Below are 15,499 nucleotides of genomic sequence, written 5' to 3' on the forward strand. Positions count from 1 at the left end.
GCTGTGCCCGGTGGTCAATCCCGCCATTTCAGTGGCGGACCACCCGGGCACCAGGGCAGGCCAGCCTGCCATTGGCTGCAGCTGCCCGTTACCCGCCGCCCTCCTGCATCAGCCGGAGGGCGTCAATCTCTCCACCGCGTATTTTGCTCTTTGCGGTGGTGGACTTGCGTGCGCGCAGTGGTACGGTTGCACGCTTGACAAGCATCTTGATCTCGCCAGGCGAGAGACCCGGATGCTTCGCGAGCAGCAGCGCAATGGCGCCGCTCACATGGGACGTTGCCATGGATGTACCACTCATCTCATGGTGCTTGCCCTGCACCCAGGAAGAGACGATTTTGTCGCCGGGTGCATAGACATCGACGTATGCACCGCGATTACTAAAGGAAGCAATTCGCCGATTCTTGTCGGTGGCCCCTACGGAAATGGTCTGCGGATAACGTGCAGGATAATCAATGCTTCGCCGTTTGCCGTCGTTTCCTGACGAGGCCACAATGACAATACCGGCTTGATATGCCCGATTAACCACATCAAGGAGAGCCTTGCTGCGGGTCTTCATGCCGAAACTCATATTGATAATATCGACCCGGTTACGCACACACCAGTCGATCCCCAGTACAATATCGGATACGTAGGCTGAACCGTTATGGTCAAACGCCTTGACCGGATAGATCAGAGAGCGCGGAGCTACGCCAATCATGCCTTCCATGCTATTGGCTGCAGCGATCGTTCCCGCAATGTGGGTACCGTGGCCGTTGTCATCATGGGGAAGCATACTCCGGTTTAACAGATTGATCCCACGTGCCAGGGAGTATCGAAGGTCGGGATGTTGATAGTCGGCCCCTGTGTCAATCACACCAATTTTGACCCGGTGTCCTGTAGAGACGGACCACACTTTGGGGGCACGAATCTGTTTAACTCCCCATGGAACTCCTTGTACTGTGGCCGGTTTATTGTGAAGTGCCGTTGCATGAAGCGAGATCTGCACATCTTCCTCCACTGTAATCTCGTCGCTGTATTGTTTCAATTCCTCCGGACAATGTACTGGAGCAATAATGGAACGAGCCAGCCGTGAAGAGCGCACCATTCCAAGGTGGGTATACTCATTCCGCATCCGCGAGAGCTCAAGCAGACAGGCTTCATATTGTCCTGGTTTGGCGAACCGGATCAGGTACCGCCCTGCCTGTTCCGGTTCAGGACGCTGCATTCCTTCAACTAATTGATGCAAAAAACCAGTATAGTCCATTATGGGCTGCCCCCTTCGGGATGAACATGCTGAGGTATTCTATGAATGCATTCATCCCGCCGCATGGGGAACTTGCCCTTTTTTTACAAAAAGACGTTCTCTCCGTGTCAAAACGGGCGCAGGGACATATGATGAATGGAGGGCGAGAGGGCTCTTGCGGGGACCCTGGTAAGGAGCAATCCTTCAAGGGTATACAGTCAGAAGGCGGAGGGGACTCCGTCTTTTTCAATGTTCACTCACTTTTACAGAAAGGGGATCGTTGCCAATAGGAAGTGAAGTGTTCCGAATTTGTATCTCATGCCTACATAAAAACTTGCTTTTTACCGCTAAATAGGTTTTACTTAGGTTTGTTAATGGATATGTTATACGTAACGGTCCAGCTCGTAGGGATATAAAGTGAATTATGTGTGAGAGGAAGTGTCTGTCAGTGAGTACCTCGCTCAATTTGAAAATTGATAAAGAAAAGGTAAGAGAGATTCCTTTGGTTGACCTCGCCTTTATGGTGCTGAAAGCGGCCAATACGCCGTACTACTACCGTGATTTGATGAATGAGGTAGCAAAACAGCGCGGAATGACTGATGAAGAAATCAACGAGTTTATCGCCCAGCTATATACCGAGATCAATATCGATGGCCGTTTTGCCTGTGTCGGTACAAGTCTTTGGGGATTGAAACGCTGGTATCCAGTTGGTGGAACAGAAGATTCCATGACAGGTGCGAAGCGTCCGCGTATCATCAACGATGAAGATGATGATCTGGAAGATGAGGACTTTGGCGAAGAGGAAGACAGCTACAACAGCGACGAAGACTTCGACAATGCAGATGATGATCAAGATGACGATGACGATGACGACGATGACGACGACGATGATGTCATCTTTGATGAAGATGACAGCGATGAAGAAGTTCTGGTTGAAGATGACGATTTGGAAGAAGAAGACCTCGATGAAGACGATGAAGATGAGTCCGAAGACGAGGATGAATTTGACGACGATTCCGATAAGTAACCGTCATTTTTGATGTCGATAATTTACCTGTTTCCCCCAGATAGTCAGCCTTGACAGCGCACGGGGGAACGGGTAAACTATTGCATGGGCTTATGAATGAGCGAGAATATATTTATGTTTTTTATAAAAAAGTGCCCCGTCCTGCGGGAGTACTTTTTTTTGTATTTTTAGAGGCAGAATATTGCAAAATGATTGATTTCCGCACGCTCCCGGCCAAACATCCGTGGCCCATTTTTTGTATATAAAAAAACGTCAGCAAGAGATGGCTTGATACCATTTTTGGGGACAGGCATGGATGAATGGCTTTCGGAAAATTTGCACCATTCTTAGCTGTAGAGCAAGTTTGTACACATGGTCTTCGCGCAAAAGAGCAGTTCGCAGATGCAGGGAATTTCTGCCATTGCTCTTTTTAACGATGATTACCTGGGAAACGGGTTACGATAACACCATATATCGCCTGAATTTCTGTATTTATATTAGGAGGGTAATAACAGTGACAAAGTATATTTTCGTGACGGGCGGAGTTGTGTCTTCCCTGGGTAAAGGGATCACCGCTGCCTCGTTGGGCAGACTGCTGAAGAACAGAGGTCTCAAGGTAACCATTCAAAAATTTGATCCATACATCAACATCGACCCGGGAACAATGAGTCCTTATCAACATGGTGAGGTTTTTGTAACCGATGATGGCGCGGAAACGGATTTGGACCTTGGTCACTACGAACGTTTTATCGATATCAACCTCTCCAAAAACAGCAACGTCACGACCGGTAAAGTGTATTCCTCCGTTATCAGCAAAGAGCGGCGCGGAGAGTATCTGGGCGGTACGGTACAAGTTATCCCGCACATTACGAACGAAATCAAGGAGCGCGTTTTCCGAGCTGGACGTGAAGCGGGTTCGGACGTTGTTATTACGGAGATTGGCGGAACAGTAGGCGATATCGAGAGCTTGCCTTTCCTGGAAGCTATTCGTCAAATCAAGAGTGATGTGGGCCGTGACAACGTAATGTACATCCATGTAACGCTGATCCCTTACATCAAGGCAGCTGGTGAAGTGAAAACAAAACCAACCCAGCACAGCGTGAAGGAATTGCGCAGCATCGGAATTCAGCCGAACGTTATTGTATGCCGTACAGAGTACGAGCTATCCAAAGACATGAAAGCCAAAATCGCTCTCTTCTGTGACATCGATGAGAACGCCGTAGTTGAATGTCGCGATGCGGATACATTGTATGAAGTACCTTTGAACCTACGTGAAGAAGGTTTGGATGAAATCGTGGTAAATCACCTGAAACTGACCACTCCTGCACCGGACATGAGCGAGTGGGAAGGGCTGGTTGACCGCATCAGCAAATTGGAGCGTACGGTTGAGATTGCAATCGTAGGTAAATATGTAGCATTGCACGATGCTTATCTAAGTGTTGTTGAATCCCTGTCGCATGCAGGATTTGCATCCAATGCAGATGTGAAGATCCGTTGGATCCATTCTGAAGATATCACGGATGAGAACGTAGGCGATCTGCTGCACGGCGTTGGCGGTATCCTTGTTCCTGGTGGTTTCGGAGATCGTGGTATTGAAGGAAAAGTGTCGGCGATCCGTTATGCCCGTGAGAAGAACATTCCGTTCTTCGGTATTTGCCTGGGTATGCAGGTATCCGTAATCGAGTATGCACGTTCCATTGTGGGTCTGAATGGTGCGAACAGCTCCGAGATTAATCCGGCTACCGAATTCCCGGTAATCGATCTGCTTCCAGAACAAAAAGATATTGAGAATCTGGGCGGTACGATGCGTCTGGGTCTCTATCCTTGTAAGCTGCAAGAAGGTTCTTTGGCAATGGCTTGTTATGATGACGAGCTGGTGTATGAGAGACACCGTCACCGGTATGAGTTCAACAATGAGTACCGTGAAGCGATTGAAAAAGCAGGTCTGGTCATCTCCGGTACATCTCCGGATGGTCGTCTGGTTGAGATCGTGGAACTTCCGGGACATCCTTGGTTCCTGGCTGTACAATTCCATCCGGAATTTACTTCCCGTCCGAACCGTCCACAGCCATTGTTCCGTGAATTCGTAAAAGCTTCTTTGGAGAATGCGGAAAAATAATATAGAATTAACCCGATGATAAAGAGGGGTGTTTGCCGATAGCCTGGGATTACAGGCTAGTGCGGTGAGCATCCCTCTTTTGATTTTATAATAGGTTTCCCTCAAGCGGAGAGGAGATAAAATGTTTAGCTGTAATTTGTGTGTGGGGCAGGATTTTAATGGGAAGGGTAGAATACTTATCATGACGACTATGGGATAGTTATCCAGATTCGGAGACATACATGCTTTCCTAAATCCAGGAGGTTACAGAGTGGAAAATAAAAAAGTGTTAATCGTTGATGACCAGAACGGGATTCGGATCCTCTTAATGGAAGTGTTCAGCAGTGAAGGATATAACACGTTCCAGGCACCCAATGGCAAGATCGCACTGGAGATTGTGAACAACGATAAGCCTGATCTGGTGTTGCTTGATATGAAGATTCCTGGCATGGATGGCCTTGAAATTTTGAAACATATTAAGGAGATTGATCCCGATATCAAAGTTATCATGATGACAGCATATGGTGAGCTGGACATGATCAAGGAAGCGACTGATCTCGGTGCGCTAATGCATTTCACGAAACCTTTTGATATCGATGAAATGCGTGTGGCGGTCAACATGCAGCTTCGTAATGACACGGCCAATAGGTGCAGCTGAATCCTGTGATTGCAGGATTTTTTTGTCTGTATGAAACGGGTGTGTACTTCTTGGGGGTTATGGGTATTTCGGCCAATTAACGAGGGAATATTGAAAATGGGAGCGGCTTCATGCGCTATCTATGAAAACTGTGCTGCAAAGCACAGCATTTTTGCAAATGCTTGTTTAGTATTTGACATGGGATGTGGTATAATAAGCCCGTATGTGATTTCGGCTAAAAACCATAGACACAACCCAAACCCCTAGGAGGATTGAAACCATGCCATTAGTATCTATGACAGACATGTTGAACAAAGCGCTTGAAGGAAAATATGCAGTAGGTCAATACAACATCAATAACCTTGAGTGGACTCAAGCCATTCTGGGTGCTGCTGAAGAAGAAAAATCCCCAGTAATCCTGGGTGTATCCGAAGGTGCAGCACGTCACATGGGCGGCTTCTACACTGTAGTTAAAATGGTAGAAGGACTCATTCATGACATGAAAATTACCGTTCCGGTTGCTATTCACCTGGACCACGGTTCCAGCTTCGACAAGTGTAAAGAAGCGATCGATGCCGGATTTACATCCGTTATGATCGACGGTTCCCACCACCCAATCGACGAAAACATCGAAATGACTAAAAAGGTCGTTGAATATGCACACGCTAAAGGCGTTTCTGTTGAAGCCGAAGTAGGTACAGTTGGCGGACAAGAAGACGACGTAATCGGCGGCATCATGTACGCTGACCTCGAAGAGTGTGTTCGCATCGTGAAAGAAACAGGTATCGACACATTGGCACCAGCTCTTGGTTCCGTTCATGGTCCTTACCACGGCGAGCCTAACCTGGGCTTCAAAGAAATGGAAGAAGTTCGTGACGCGGTACAAGTTCCACTCGTATTGCACGGTGGTACAGGCATTCCTAAACACGACATCGACAAAGCCATTTCCCTGGGTACTTCCAAAATCAACGTAAACACAGAGAACCAAATTGCTTTCTCCAAAGTGGTTCGCGAAGTGCTTGCAGCTAAACCAGATGCTTACGATCCACGTACGTTCATCGTACCAGGCCGTGATGCAATCAAAGAAACCGTTAAAGGTAAAATCCGCGAGTTTGGTTCCAACAACAAAGCGTAATTTATCTTTACCAGTTCCATACTGTGAAGTGGAAAGAACACCGCCTAGCCGGTGTCTTTCCATTTTCACACCTTATTTCACGTAGGAAGCCATCAGCAGGTAATGCCGTTATTCGGCTGCAAAACACGTAGGGGGACATTAAGCTTTATGGAAAAATTGATGATTAGTGGCGGACGTCCGTTACAGGGGACTGTAACCATAAGCGGCGCCAAGAACAGCGCCATTGCGCTTATTCCTGCAGCATTGCTTGCCGAATCAGAGGTCGTGCTGGACAACCTGCCGCTTTTGAGTGATGTGGCGGTTTATGCGGAAATTTTGGAGGAACTCGGAGCTCGTGTAGTTTGGGAAGGCAGTCAGATGAAGATTGATCCTTCCGATATCAAATCCATACCCATGCCCAATGGACCAGTGAAGAAGCTGCGTGCTTCGTATTATATGATGGGAGCATTGCTTGGGCGGTTCAAAGAAGCAACAATTGGTTTACCTGGGGGCTGTAACTTTGAGCCTCGTCCGATTGATCAACACATCAAAGGTTTTGAAGCGCTTGGCGCAACAGTAACAAATGAACACGGCTCCATTCATTTGCATGCCAAAGAGCTGCGCGGAGCAAAGATTTACCTGGATGTAAGCAGTGTAGGTGCAACCATTAACATTATGCTGGCGGCAACTCGTGCCAAAGGCTCTACAATTATCGAAAACGCGGCTAAAGAGCCTGAGATTATAGATGTAGCAACACTTTTGAATTCAATGGGTGCCAGCATTAAAGGCGCAGGTACTGAAACCATCCGCATTGAGGGTGTGTCGGAGCTCAAGGGCTGCCGTCATTCCATCATTCCGGACCGCATACAGGCGGGTACGTATATGATTGCTGCAGCGGCAACGCGTGGTAATGTTCTGATTGACAACGTCATTCCGAAACACCTGGAGGCTTTGACGGCCAAACTGCTGGAGATGGGCGTGGGCATTGAAGAACTGGACGAAAGTATTCGTGTCATTGGACAACCTTCATACAGCCATGTGGATGTTAAAGCGCTCGTGTATCCTGGCTTTCCAACCGATTTGCAGTCTCCAATGACAAGTGTACTAACTCAAGCAACAGGTGTAAGTGTTCTGAGTGATTTTGTTTACAGTAACCGATTTAAGCACGTTCCAGAGCTGGTGCGTATGGGTGCCAAAATTCGCGTAGAAGGTCGTTCAGCCATTATCGAGGGCGGCGCACTGAATGCGGCCAAGGTAAAAGCATCTGATCTTCGTGCCGGTGCAGCGCTGGTCATCGCCGGTCTTACAGTTAGTGAAGGTGTGACTGAAGTGACAGGCGTCGAATTTATCGATCGTGGCTATGACCATCTTGTTACGAATCTGCGAATGCTTGGTGCAGATGTATGGCGTGAGACCGAGTAATGAATTAGGCATATTCAGGATTGGTGACTTGCCGTTATTATTTTGACAGAACTGCATATCTTTACAACAATTGGGTAAACCTATTCTAATAGAGTTCTCAGCCTCTCCGGGATAAGATGAAATAGTTCTTTTTCCTTACCCGGAGGGTCTTTTTTTGGATCAAATATCATATGGCTGTAAGAACTGACATCATTCCTTTTCCCCAAACCCCGGTTTGTCTGTGCTCCTTGCCTGGTACCCGGATCGAAAGCCTCGTGAATTATGTATTCACTCACAAGCGGATAGCACTGTATGTTGGTCATCCCGCCCGGTAACTTACACTCAACGACAAGTATTTGCATTATAACGGTTACATTCCGTACAATGGACAGAAGAGAATGCAGCAGAGCAGAATTATGCTGTTCTCCATAGCCGGATCATCAAGCGAAACTATCCATTTCACGGACTTATTAATTGAATAGGTGGTTATTATATGGATCTACAAATTTCCGATTTGGAAGAAATGAAACTAACGGACCTCTACAAACTGGCCAAAAAATATCAGATTCCCTACTACGGCACACTGAAGAAGAAAGAATTGATCTTTGCCATACTTCGGGCTCAGGCTGAACAGAGTGGTTTGATGTTTATGCAGGGTGTGCTTGAAATTTTGCCCGAGGGTTACGGATTTCTTCGCCCGATTAACTACCTCCCTAGCACCGAGGACATTTATATTTCTGCCTCACAGATTCGTAAGTTTGACCTCAGGACAGGTGACCTGGTATCAGGCAAATGTAGAACACCGAAGGAAAACGAAAGATATTTCGGTTTATTGCAAGTCAATGCCGTGAATGGTGAGAACCCATCAGCGGCTGCGGAAAGACTTCATTTCCCGGCATTAACCCCATTGTATCCGCAGAAAAAACTGGTTCTCGAAACATCCCCCAACCATTTGTCCACACGCATTATGGATGTGCTGGCCCCTGTAGGATTGGGACAGCGCGGATTGATCGTAGCACCTCCCAAAGCAGGTAAGACGCTTCTCCTCAAAGAAATTGCCAACAGCATTTCAACCAACAACCCAGAAATTGAATTGTTTGTCCTGTTGATTGATGAACGTCCGGAGGAAGTGACGGATATGTCTCGTTCGGTTAAAGGGGAAGTTGTGGCTTCTACATTCGATGAGTTGCCTGAAAATCATATCAAGGTTGCGGAATTGGTGTTAGAGCGTGCTCTTCGTCTGGTTGAGGCCAAAAAGGATGTAGTTATTCTGCTGGACAGCATTACACGTCTTGCTCGCGCATACAACCTGGTTATCCCGCCATCCGGCCGAACACTTAGTGGTGGTATTGATCCTGCAGCATTCCACCGTCCAAAACGTTTCTTTGGATCTGCACGGAATGTGGAGGAAGGAGGAAGCCTGACTATTCTGGCGACAGCGTTAATCGATACGGGGTCACGTATGGATGATATTATCTATGAAGAGTTTAAGGGTACGGGCAATATGGAGCTTCATCTGGACCGCAAACTGGCAGAACGCCGTATTTTCCCGGCCATCGATATTCGTCGTTCCGGTACACGTCGGGAAGAAGTGCTGCTAAGCAAGGAAGAGCTGGATACGATCTGGGCCATTCGCAAAAATATGAATGACTCACATGACTTTGTGGAAGGCTTCCTGAAAAAACTGCGCAACAGCAAAACGAATGCAGAATTTTTGGCAGCATTTGATGCAGCGGGCAACAGCCCGACGAGTAATTCGGGGACCACGACAACTCGTCGTTCGCCAAGACAGACGGCCACCTCGGCAACAACAACATAAAATAGCATTATTTGATCAACTCTAATTTGGCAGTCATACTGCTGAATTCACCATAATACTCGTCGTTCGGTTTAACCCATTAGATGTGAGGAGAACATCATGTATTTAGTATACGCAGATGAAAAAGGCAATGTATTTGATCATCCATCGCTGTATGGGCTTGCCCGTAGTGGAGATATGATCGTTGAAATTATGGAGGATGAACTTATTCCTCTACCAGAAGGTGCAACACTTGTTGGATTACCAAGCACTCGTCCCATCGGGATGGATCCGGATACCGGCGAAATGATGCCTCTCCCGAGTGACACGCAGGCCGTAGGAGCTTTGCTTCCGCAAGGCTTCACTCGGCTGTGTTTGCCGGGTTATGTGAAAACAGACAAAGAGTACAAGCTCCCATTGTTCGGGTATTCGGCTGTCGTGTGGAAAGATGACGCATTCTACGTCACTGCCCGTATGTCCGATCATCCGGATCAATGGAATCCGTTGAACTGTGATCGCGATGATGTGCGTGCCGGAGTTAAGCGTCTGACGGAACAGTATCCTGAAAACCGCCTGTACACTCATTTGTCCAACTGTGCGCTTGGGTATGAGTGTCTGACATCATCCAATACGTTCCTGAATCGTTGGGAAGGCGGAGTCCCTGTATCGTATTCCTGTAATGCAGGCTGCTTTGGGTGCATTTCCGAACAGCCGGATGACAGTGGCTTTGTTTCCCCGCAGACTCGGATGAACTTCCGGCCACGTGTGGACGAGATTGTTGAGGTTATGCTGGAGCATCTGAAAACGCCGGAGTCCATTATCAGCTTTGGACAGGGGTGTGAAGGTGAGCCTTCAACTCAAGCCAAATTGATAATTGAAGCGATTCGTGAAGTGCGTTCGATCACGGACATGGGGTATATCAACATTAATACCAACGCTGGTTTGAATGATCACATCCGGGGTATCGTGGATGCTGGTCTCGACTTGATGCGTGTAAGCACCATAAGTGCACTCGATGACCACTATAATGCATACTACAAACCGCGCGGATATACGCTTGCCAATGTGGAGAAGTCGATGAAGTATGCGGCTCAACAGGGTGTGTATACATCCATTAACTATTTGATCTTCCCGGGTGTTACGGATCGTGAGGAAGAGATTGAAGCGATGATCGAGTTTGCCCGCAGAACAGACCTGCGTTTGATTCAAATGCGTAATCTGAATATCGACCCGGAGAGCTACCTGGAATTGATTCCTCCAGCTCAAGGCGATATTTTGGGAATGAAGCAGATGATTGAAATCTTTGAAGAAGAGCTGCCTGATGTTGTTATTGGCTCGTATACCCACGTTCCGCCAGCCGGAATGGCACGTCCCAAACGCCTAATCACCTCTTGATAATAATGGATTGCAACCGGCATTAGGCCGTGTTATAATCTCTGAAGTTGTGCCATTTACTCTGGGTCCGCTTGAGGCTCAGGGCGGAAAGAGGTGAAAGGTAATGAAAGCAGCAATTCATCCTAAATACACGATTGGTCAAGTAACCTGCGCTTGCGGGAATACTTTTGAAACTGGTTCGGTTAAAGACGGACTTCGTGTAGAGATTTGCTCCGCGTGCCACCCGTTCTTCACCGGTAAACAGAAGTTTATCGATGCTGGCGGCCGTGTCGATCGTTTCAAGAAAAAATACGGAATCTAATTCAGCAATTCCCCGGGAATTGTCTGCTAATTGCATCCAAGCCACCCCTGCCTTTGGCAGGGGTTTTTATATAGGGATAAAGGTTCCAGCTCGCAGCTGGTTGCAATTTGGATAACCTTACGTTATACTATTTCTTACCGTGCTAGATGGGGAGGTAGCGGTGCCCTGTAACTCGCAATCCGCTATAGCGAGGTTGAATTCCTGCTAGAGGTATTGTCGATGTGAGGTTTGGTCCCTGAACGTGGTGTTGACGGTTGGGTCCTCCGCAATGAGTACTCATGAACCTGGTCAGGTCCGGAAGGAAGCAGCCATAAGTGAGATCACTCTTGTGCCGGAGGGTTGCCTAGCCTGAGCCGTTGTTCAGGGGTGCCACTTGGATCGCAATTATCGATAGCAGGTGCACGGCTTACCATTTGAATGTAGAGACCTTTGCAGTTGTATGTATGCAGAGGTCTTTTTGATATGTACAAAAAAACCGCGCATGATGGGTCAGATAAAGTTTGGAATCACCCCGGAATATAGTATAATGGGGGAACGACAAAGGACTCGAATGCGAAGTGGAAGGAAGGTAACGCATCATGGAGCATATCGCGTTATACCGGGCTTGGCGTCCCCAGTCGTTTCAAGATATGGTGGGACAACAGCATATTATTCAGACCTTGCAGAACGCGATTCGTGAACAGCGGACTTCCCACGCCTACTTGTTTAACGGGCCCAGAGGAACAGGGAAGACAAGTGCCGCCAAGATTTTGGCCAAAGCTGTAAACTGCGAACGCGGGCCTGCGCCTGAGCCTTGTAACGAATGTGAAGCTTGCCGTAGGATTACGACTGGTGCTGTAATGGATGTGCAGGAGATTGATGCTGCATCCAACCGGGGTGTTGAAGAGATCCGTGATCTTCGCGAAAAGGTTAAATATGCCCCGACCGAAGTGCGGCAAAAAGTCTATATTATTGATGAAGTACACATGTTAACAACAGAAGCGTTCAACGCTTTGCTCAAAACATTGGAGGAACCGCCTCCGCATGTAATGTTTATTTTGGCAACGACCGAACCACATCGCCTTCCGGCTACCATTATTTCCAGATGCCAGCGATTTGATTTTCGCCGGGTTTCTCTGGAAGAGCAGACGGCCCGCCTCACGCTGATCTGTGAGCAGGAGGGCATGGAGGCTGATCAGGATGCGCTCCAATACATTGCTCGTCTGTCTGACGGAGGGATGCGGGATGCGCTCAGTGTGCTGGACCAGATCTCTTCCTTCACAGATGGAAGGGTAACGTACCAACAGGTCATGGATATGACCGGAGGAATCCCTTCAGAGCAATTTGCAAAGCTCGCTGCTTCGCTGCTCAAGGGTGATGTCGGACATATTTTGCAGATGATCGAAGGATTTATGCATGAAGGCAAGAGCGCAGATAAATGCATGGAAAATTTGCTGTATTACTTCCGCGATTTGCTTATGATCAAGATGGTGCCGGATGCAGATAAGCTGACCGATCGGGTGCTTAATCCGGAGTCGTTCCGCGATATGGCAGAATCATTCACGAAGGAGCAGCTGTTCCAGATGATTGATACGCTTAATCGATATCAGAGTGAAATGAAATATGCAGTACAGCCGCAAACGCTATTTGAGGTCGCTCTCCTCAAACTGTGCAGCATACCTGCGCAGGGAGAGGCATCAGGTCAGACTTCTGCCTCGGTAGGTACAGCTGCGACTTCACAGGCTGACAGCGGGGAGATTAACCGTTTGAAACAACAGCTTGTTGAGTTGGAGAAGAAACTGGATCGTGCTCTGAAGAGTGGTTTGTCTGGAGGAGAGGCTGCACCAAGTGGCCCATCTCGTCCGGCAACGCGAGCTCCGGTATCGCGAGGCAATTCTCCGGCAAAGTTGCCTGCACAGCTGGATCAATACGTTGCGCGCAAAGGATCTCCTGAATTCATGGAGGTCAGCAAAAAATGGAGCCAGATCTTGCAGCGTGTAAAAGAGGAGAAGGTTACAGTCCATGCTTGGTTTATGGATGGTGAGCCGGTTTCTGTGCTGGAAGACAACGTATTGGTTGCATTTAAGAATAATATTCACCGTGAAACGACAGAGAAGCAGGCCAATCGTGAAGTGATTGAGCGTGTATTGTCCGAACAACTCGGACGTTCAGCGCGTCTGGTGACAATGATGCTCAAGGATTGGACAGGAGCAATGGAAGGAGCTACTGAAGCGCCAAAGGAGGACTTTAAGCTTGAACCTGAGCATGAAGACGGCGGTTCAGGCAGTAAGCAGCCTTGGATTGATGAAGCCATCCAGCTCTTCGGTGAAGATCTTGTAGTGATCAAGGAATAGATATATCAAGCGCATAGCGTTATAACTATTACAAAGGAGATGAATAATCATGAACAACATGAACCAAATGATGAAACAAGTGAAGAAAATGCAGGAGCAAATGCTGAAGGCACAAGAGGAATTGGCGGACAAAACAGTCCAAGGTACTTCTGGTGGCGGTGTAGTAACGGCTGAGGTTAACGGACATAAAAAATTGCTGTCCATCACGATCAAACCTGAGGCAGTAGATCCGGAAGATGTAGAAATGCTTCAGGATCTCGTTATGACGGCAGTGAATGATGCAATGAGCAAAGCTGATGAAATTGCTAACCAGGACATGGGCAAATTCACAGGTGGCATGAAAATTCCGGGATTGTTTTAATTAAAATTGATCCTGTCAAAGGAGACGCAATCGATTGTATTATCCCGAACCGATAGCAAAGCTGATTGATGCTTTTACCCGATTGCCGGGTATTGGCCCCAAGACAGCTGCGCGACTAGCCTTTCATGTGCTTAACATGAAGGAAGATGACGTTATTGATTTTGCCAAAGCGCTCGTCAGTGTGAAGCGTAACCTTCATTACTGCTCGGTGTGCTGTAATATTACGGATACTGATCCGTGCCGTATTTGTCAGGATAAGTCCAGGGATGCTTCGGTTATCTGTGTAGTTCAGGACTCCAAGGATCTTGTCGCGATGGAGCGTACCAAGGAATTTGACGGGTACTATCATGTATTGCAAGGTGCCATTTCTCCGATGGAGGGAATTGGCCCAGACGATATCCGCTTGAAAGAGCTTTTGACCAGGCTGAGTGATGAACGGGTACAGGAATTGATCCTTGCAACGAATCCAAATATCGAGGGTGAGGCTACGGCGATGTATATATCGCGCCTGGTTCGTCCATTTGAAATTACGGTAACCCGGATAGCCCATGGACTGCCTGTAGGGGGAGACCTGGAGTATGCGGATGAAGTGACACTGTCGAAGGCGTTGGAAGGCCGCAGAGAGATCCGATAAGGGTGCGTAGCGGGATTTAGGTGACCATACAGGTTTAATAGGAAGTTGTTTGATGGAGAGTGGAATACGTTTAGCAGGAGAGCCGAGAGGCTCTCTTTTTTAATTGGTTGTGAAATAGATTTGCTTCGGATTTTATATGGCTCATAGTTCTAAGTTTGTCCTTTCCTTGATAAGTATGAGAATATGTCGTGCTGAATCAAAGGGGGAAGAGCTTATGTTTTTCTGGAAAAATGCAAGAAACTCGGTGGAGAGACGTACTCAATTACAGAAGGAGATGGAAGAAGAGCAGATCTATCTGGAGATTGAAAAGGCCAAAGCGGAATGGGAGCGCGCAGTGAGGCAGTTTGAAGAGGCCCAGGGGAAAGATGAGATTGATTATGCGATATTTGTTCTGGAAGCGGCTGAGCGTAAGTACCAGATCCATCTGAAACGGGCCAAACGGGCAGGGATGAAAAAGTCGCCTGTAATGGACCGAGGCATGAGTGTGTGACGAGAGGAATACGAGAAGGGGGTATGAACTATGAAAAGTGTGATCTTAGGGAGTGTGCTTGTAGCTTCGTTGCTGGCGCTGGTAGTTATCTTGTTCCGGAAACGAATCGGGTTGTCATGGCTCACGTCATTCGGGATACATCTCGCTCTGGCTGCGATTGGCATCTATGTTGTTAATTACTCGGGTTGGATCACTGGTGCATATATACCACTGAACCCTGCCACAATCGGTACTGTGAGTATTTTGGGTTTGCCGGGAGTGGGGCTGCTGCTGGGCTTGAAAATTTCTTTATTCGGGTAGTTGACTCTGGAATTGAATCTGTGGTACATTATATCTCGTTGCTTTGCTTGCTTGGTCAAGAGCGTTTGAAGACAAAACGAAGTTTAATAATAACTTCAAAAAAAAACTTCAAAAAAAGCTTGACGAAAACAAACGAAGTATGGTATATTATAAAAGTCGCCGCTGAGAGAAAATAGTGACGACAAAGAACGAAGTTTGATCTTTGAAAACTGAACAACGAGTGAGTAATCATCCTGCTTGCAGGATGAACGTGAAGGTTTTTGGTACATGCCATCTGGCTGTATGAAAACCGAAGCACAATTGAGATTTTTAATCTCGTCAGATTCAAAATGAGCTAATCGCTCTTTTCAATACTTTATTGGAGAGTTTGATCCTGGCTCAGGACGAACGCTGGCGGCATGCCTAATAC

The 15,499-nt window shown here is 47.5% G+C and carries 14 protein-coding genes and 1 other RNA gene; 14 read left to right on the top strand and 1 reads right to left on the bottom strand.

Annotated elements, in window-relative coordinates; all coding sequences use genetic code 11:
* Nucleotides 1–88: 88 nt before the first annotated feature.
* Nucleotides 89–1,243: a S8 family peptidase gene (locus tag HP552_RS02900; RefSeq protein WP_175394158.1), complete on the bottom strand. Its 1,155-nt coding sequence runs from the start codon at nucleotides 1,241–1,243 to the stop codon at nucleotides 89–91.
* 427 nt (nucleotides 1,244–1,670) lie between these two features.
* Here HP552_RS02900 and rpoE point away from each other — a divergent pair, with 427 nt between their 5' ends.
* From rpoE to HP552_RS02970, 14 genes are all read left to right on the top strand, one after another.
* On the top strand, nucleotides 1,671–2,249 hold the full coding sequence (rpoE, locus tag HP552_RS02905) for a DNA-directed RNA polymerase subunit delta (RefSeq protein WP_175394159.1): 579 nt from the start codon (nucleotides 1,671–1,673) through the stop codon (nucleotides 2,247–2,249).
* 493 nt (nucleotides 2,250–2,742) lie between these two features.
* A complete protein-coding gene (pyrG, locus tag HP552_RS02910; protein ID WP_175394160.1) occupies nucleotides 2,743–4,347 on the top strand; it encodes a CTP synthase in 1,605 nt (534 codons plus the stop codon).
* Nucleotides 4,348–4,597: 250 nt separating this feature from the next.
* Entirely contained in the window at nucleotides 4,598–4,984 is a 387-nt protein-coding gene (locus tag HP552_RS02915) for a response regulator (protein WP_175394161.1), read from the top strand.
* Nucleotides 4,985–5,243: 259 nt separating this feature from the next.
* On the top strand, nucleotides 5,244–6,098 hold the full coding sequence (fba, locus tag HP552_RS02920) for a class II fructose-1,6-bisphosphate aldolase (RefSeq protein WP_175394162.1): 855 nt from the start codon (nucleotides 5,244–5,246) through the stop codon (nucleotides 6,096–6,098).
* 147 nt (nucleotides 6,099–6,245) lie between these two features.
* The gene (murA, locus tag HP552_RS02925) at nucleotides 6,246–7,499 is read left to right on the top strand and encodes a UDP-N-acetylglucosamine 1-carboxyvinyltransferase (RefSeq protein WP_175394163.1); all 1,254 of its coding nucleotides are present in this window, start codon (nucleotides 6,246–6,248) and stop codon (nucleotides 7,497–7,499) included.
* A 472-nt stretch (nucleotides 7,500–7,971) separates the two neighbouring features.
* Entirely contained in the window at nucleotides 7,972–9,297 is a 1,326-nt protein-coding gene (gene rho, locus HP552_RS02930; RefSeq protein WP_175394164.1) for a transcription termination factor Rho, read from the top strand.
* Between the two features lie 99 nt (nucleotides 9,298–9,396).
* Entirely contained in the window at nucleotides 9,397–10,671 is a 1,275-nt protein-coding gene (locus HP552_RS02935) for a radical SAM family protein (RefSeq protein WP_175394165.1), read from the top strand.
* A 103-nt stretch (nucleotides 10,672–10,774) separates the two neighbouring features.
* Entirely contained in the window at nucleotides 10,775–10,972 is a 198-nt protein-coding gene (gene rpmE / locus HP552_RS02940; protein WP_175394166.1) for a 50S ribosomal protein L31, read from the top strand.
* Between the two features lie 137 nt (nucleotides 10,973–11,109).
* Nucleotides 11,110–11,377: signal recognition particle sRNA large type (gene ffs, locus HP552_RS02945), an RNA gene on the top strand.
* A gap of 173 nt (nucleotides 11,378–11,550) precedes the next feature.
* Nucleotides 11,551–13,305, top strand: coding sequence for a DNA polymerase III subunit gamma/tau (gene dnaX, locus HP552_RS02950; protein WP_175394167.1), 1,755 nt, complete (start codon nucleotides 11,551–11,553; stop codon nucleotides 13,303–13,305).
* A gap of 49 nt (nucleotides 13,306–13,354) precedes the next feature.
* Nucleotides 13,355–13,666, top strand: coding sequence for a YbaB/EbfC family nucleoid-associated protein (locus tag HP552_RS02955; RefSeq protein ID WP_095293487.1), 312 nt, complete (start codon nucleotides 13,355–13,357; stop codon nucleotides 13,664–13,666).
* A 34-nt stretch (nucleotides 13,667–13,700) separates the two neighbouring features.
* Nucleotides 13,701–14,300, top strand: coding sequence for a recombination mediator RecR (recR, locus tag HP552_RS02960; protein ID WP_175394168.1), 600 nt, complete (start codon nucleotides 13,701–13,703; stop codon nucleotides 14,298–14,300).
* A gap of 214 nt (nucleotides 14,301–14,514) precedes the next feature.
* A complete protein-coding gene (locus HP552_RS02965) occupies nucleotides 14,515–14,790 on the top strand; it encodes a DUF2508 family protein (RefSeq protein WP_175394169.1) in 276 nt (91 codons plus the stop codon).
* Nucleotides 14,791–14,820: 30 nt separating this feature from the next.
* The gene (locus HP552_RS02970; RefSeq protein ID WP_175394170.1) at nucleotides 14,821–15,090 is read left to right on the top strand and encodes a pro-sigmaK processing inhibitor BofA family protein; all 270 of its coding nucleotides are present in this window, start codon (nucleotides 14,821–14,823) and stop codon (nucleotides 15,088–15,090) included.
* Nucleotides 15,091–15,499 lie beyond the last annotated feature (409 nt).

The sequence above is a fragment of the Paenibacillus xylanilyticus genome, from assembly GCF_013359935.1.
Lineage (GTDB): Bacteria > Bacillota > Bacilli > Paenibacillales > Paenibacillaceae > Paenibacillus > Paenibacillus xylanilyticus.

Coding starts and splice junctions, on each gene's coding strand:
- HP552_RS02900 (WP_175394158.1), bottom strand. CDS start 1,243: ATGGACTATACTGGTTTTTTGCATCAATTAGTTGAAGGAATGCAGCGT.
- fba (WP_175394162.1), top strand. CDS start 5,244: ATGCCATTAGTATCTATGACAGACATGTTGAACAAAGCGCTTGAAGGA.
- murA (WP_175394163.1), top strand. CDS start 6,246: ATGGAAAAATTGATGATTAGTGGCGGACGTCCGTTACAGGGGACTGTA.
- rho (WP_175394164.1), top strand. CDS start 7,972: ATGGATCTACAAATTTCCGATTTGGAAGAAATGAAACTAACGGACCTC.
- HP552_RS02935 (WP_175394165.1), top strand. CDS start 9,397: ATGTATTTAGTATACGCAGATGAAAAAGGCAATGTATTTGATCATCCA.
- rpmE (WP_175394166.1), top strand. CDS start 10,775: ATGAAAGCAGCAATTCATCCTAAATACACGATTGGTCAAGTAACCTGC.
- dnaX (WP_175394167.1), top strand. CDS start 11,551: ATGGAGCATATCGCGTTATACCGGGCTTGGCGTCCCCAGTCGTTTCAA.
- HP552_RS02955 (WP_095293487.1), top strand. CDS start 13,355: ATGAACAACATGAACCAAATGATGAAACAAGTGAAGAAAATGCAGGAG.
- HP552_RS02965 (WP_175394169.1), top strand. CDS start 14,515: ATGTTTTTCTGGAAAAATGCAAGAAACTCGGTGGAGAGACGTACTCAA.
- HP552_RS02970 (WP_175394170.1), top strand. CDS start 14,821: ATGAAAAGTGTGATCTTAGGGAGTGTGCTTGTAGCTTCGTTGCTGGCG.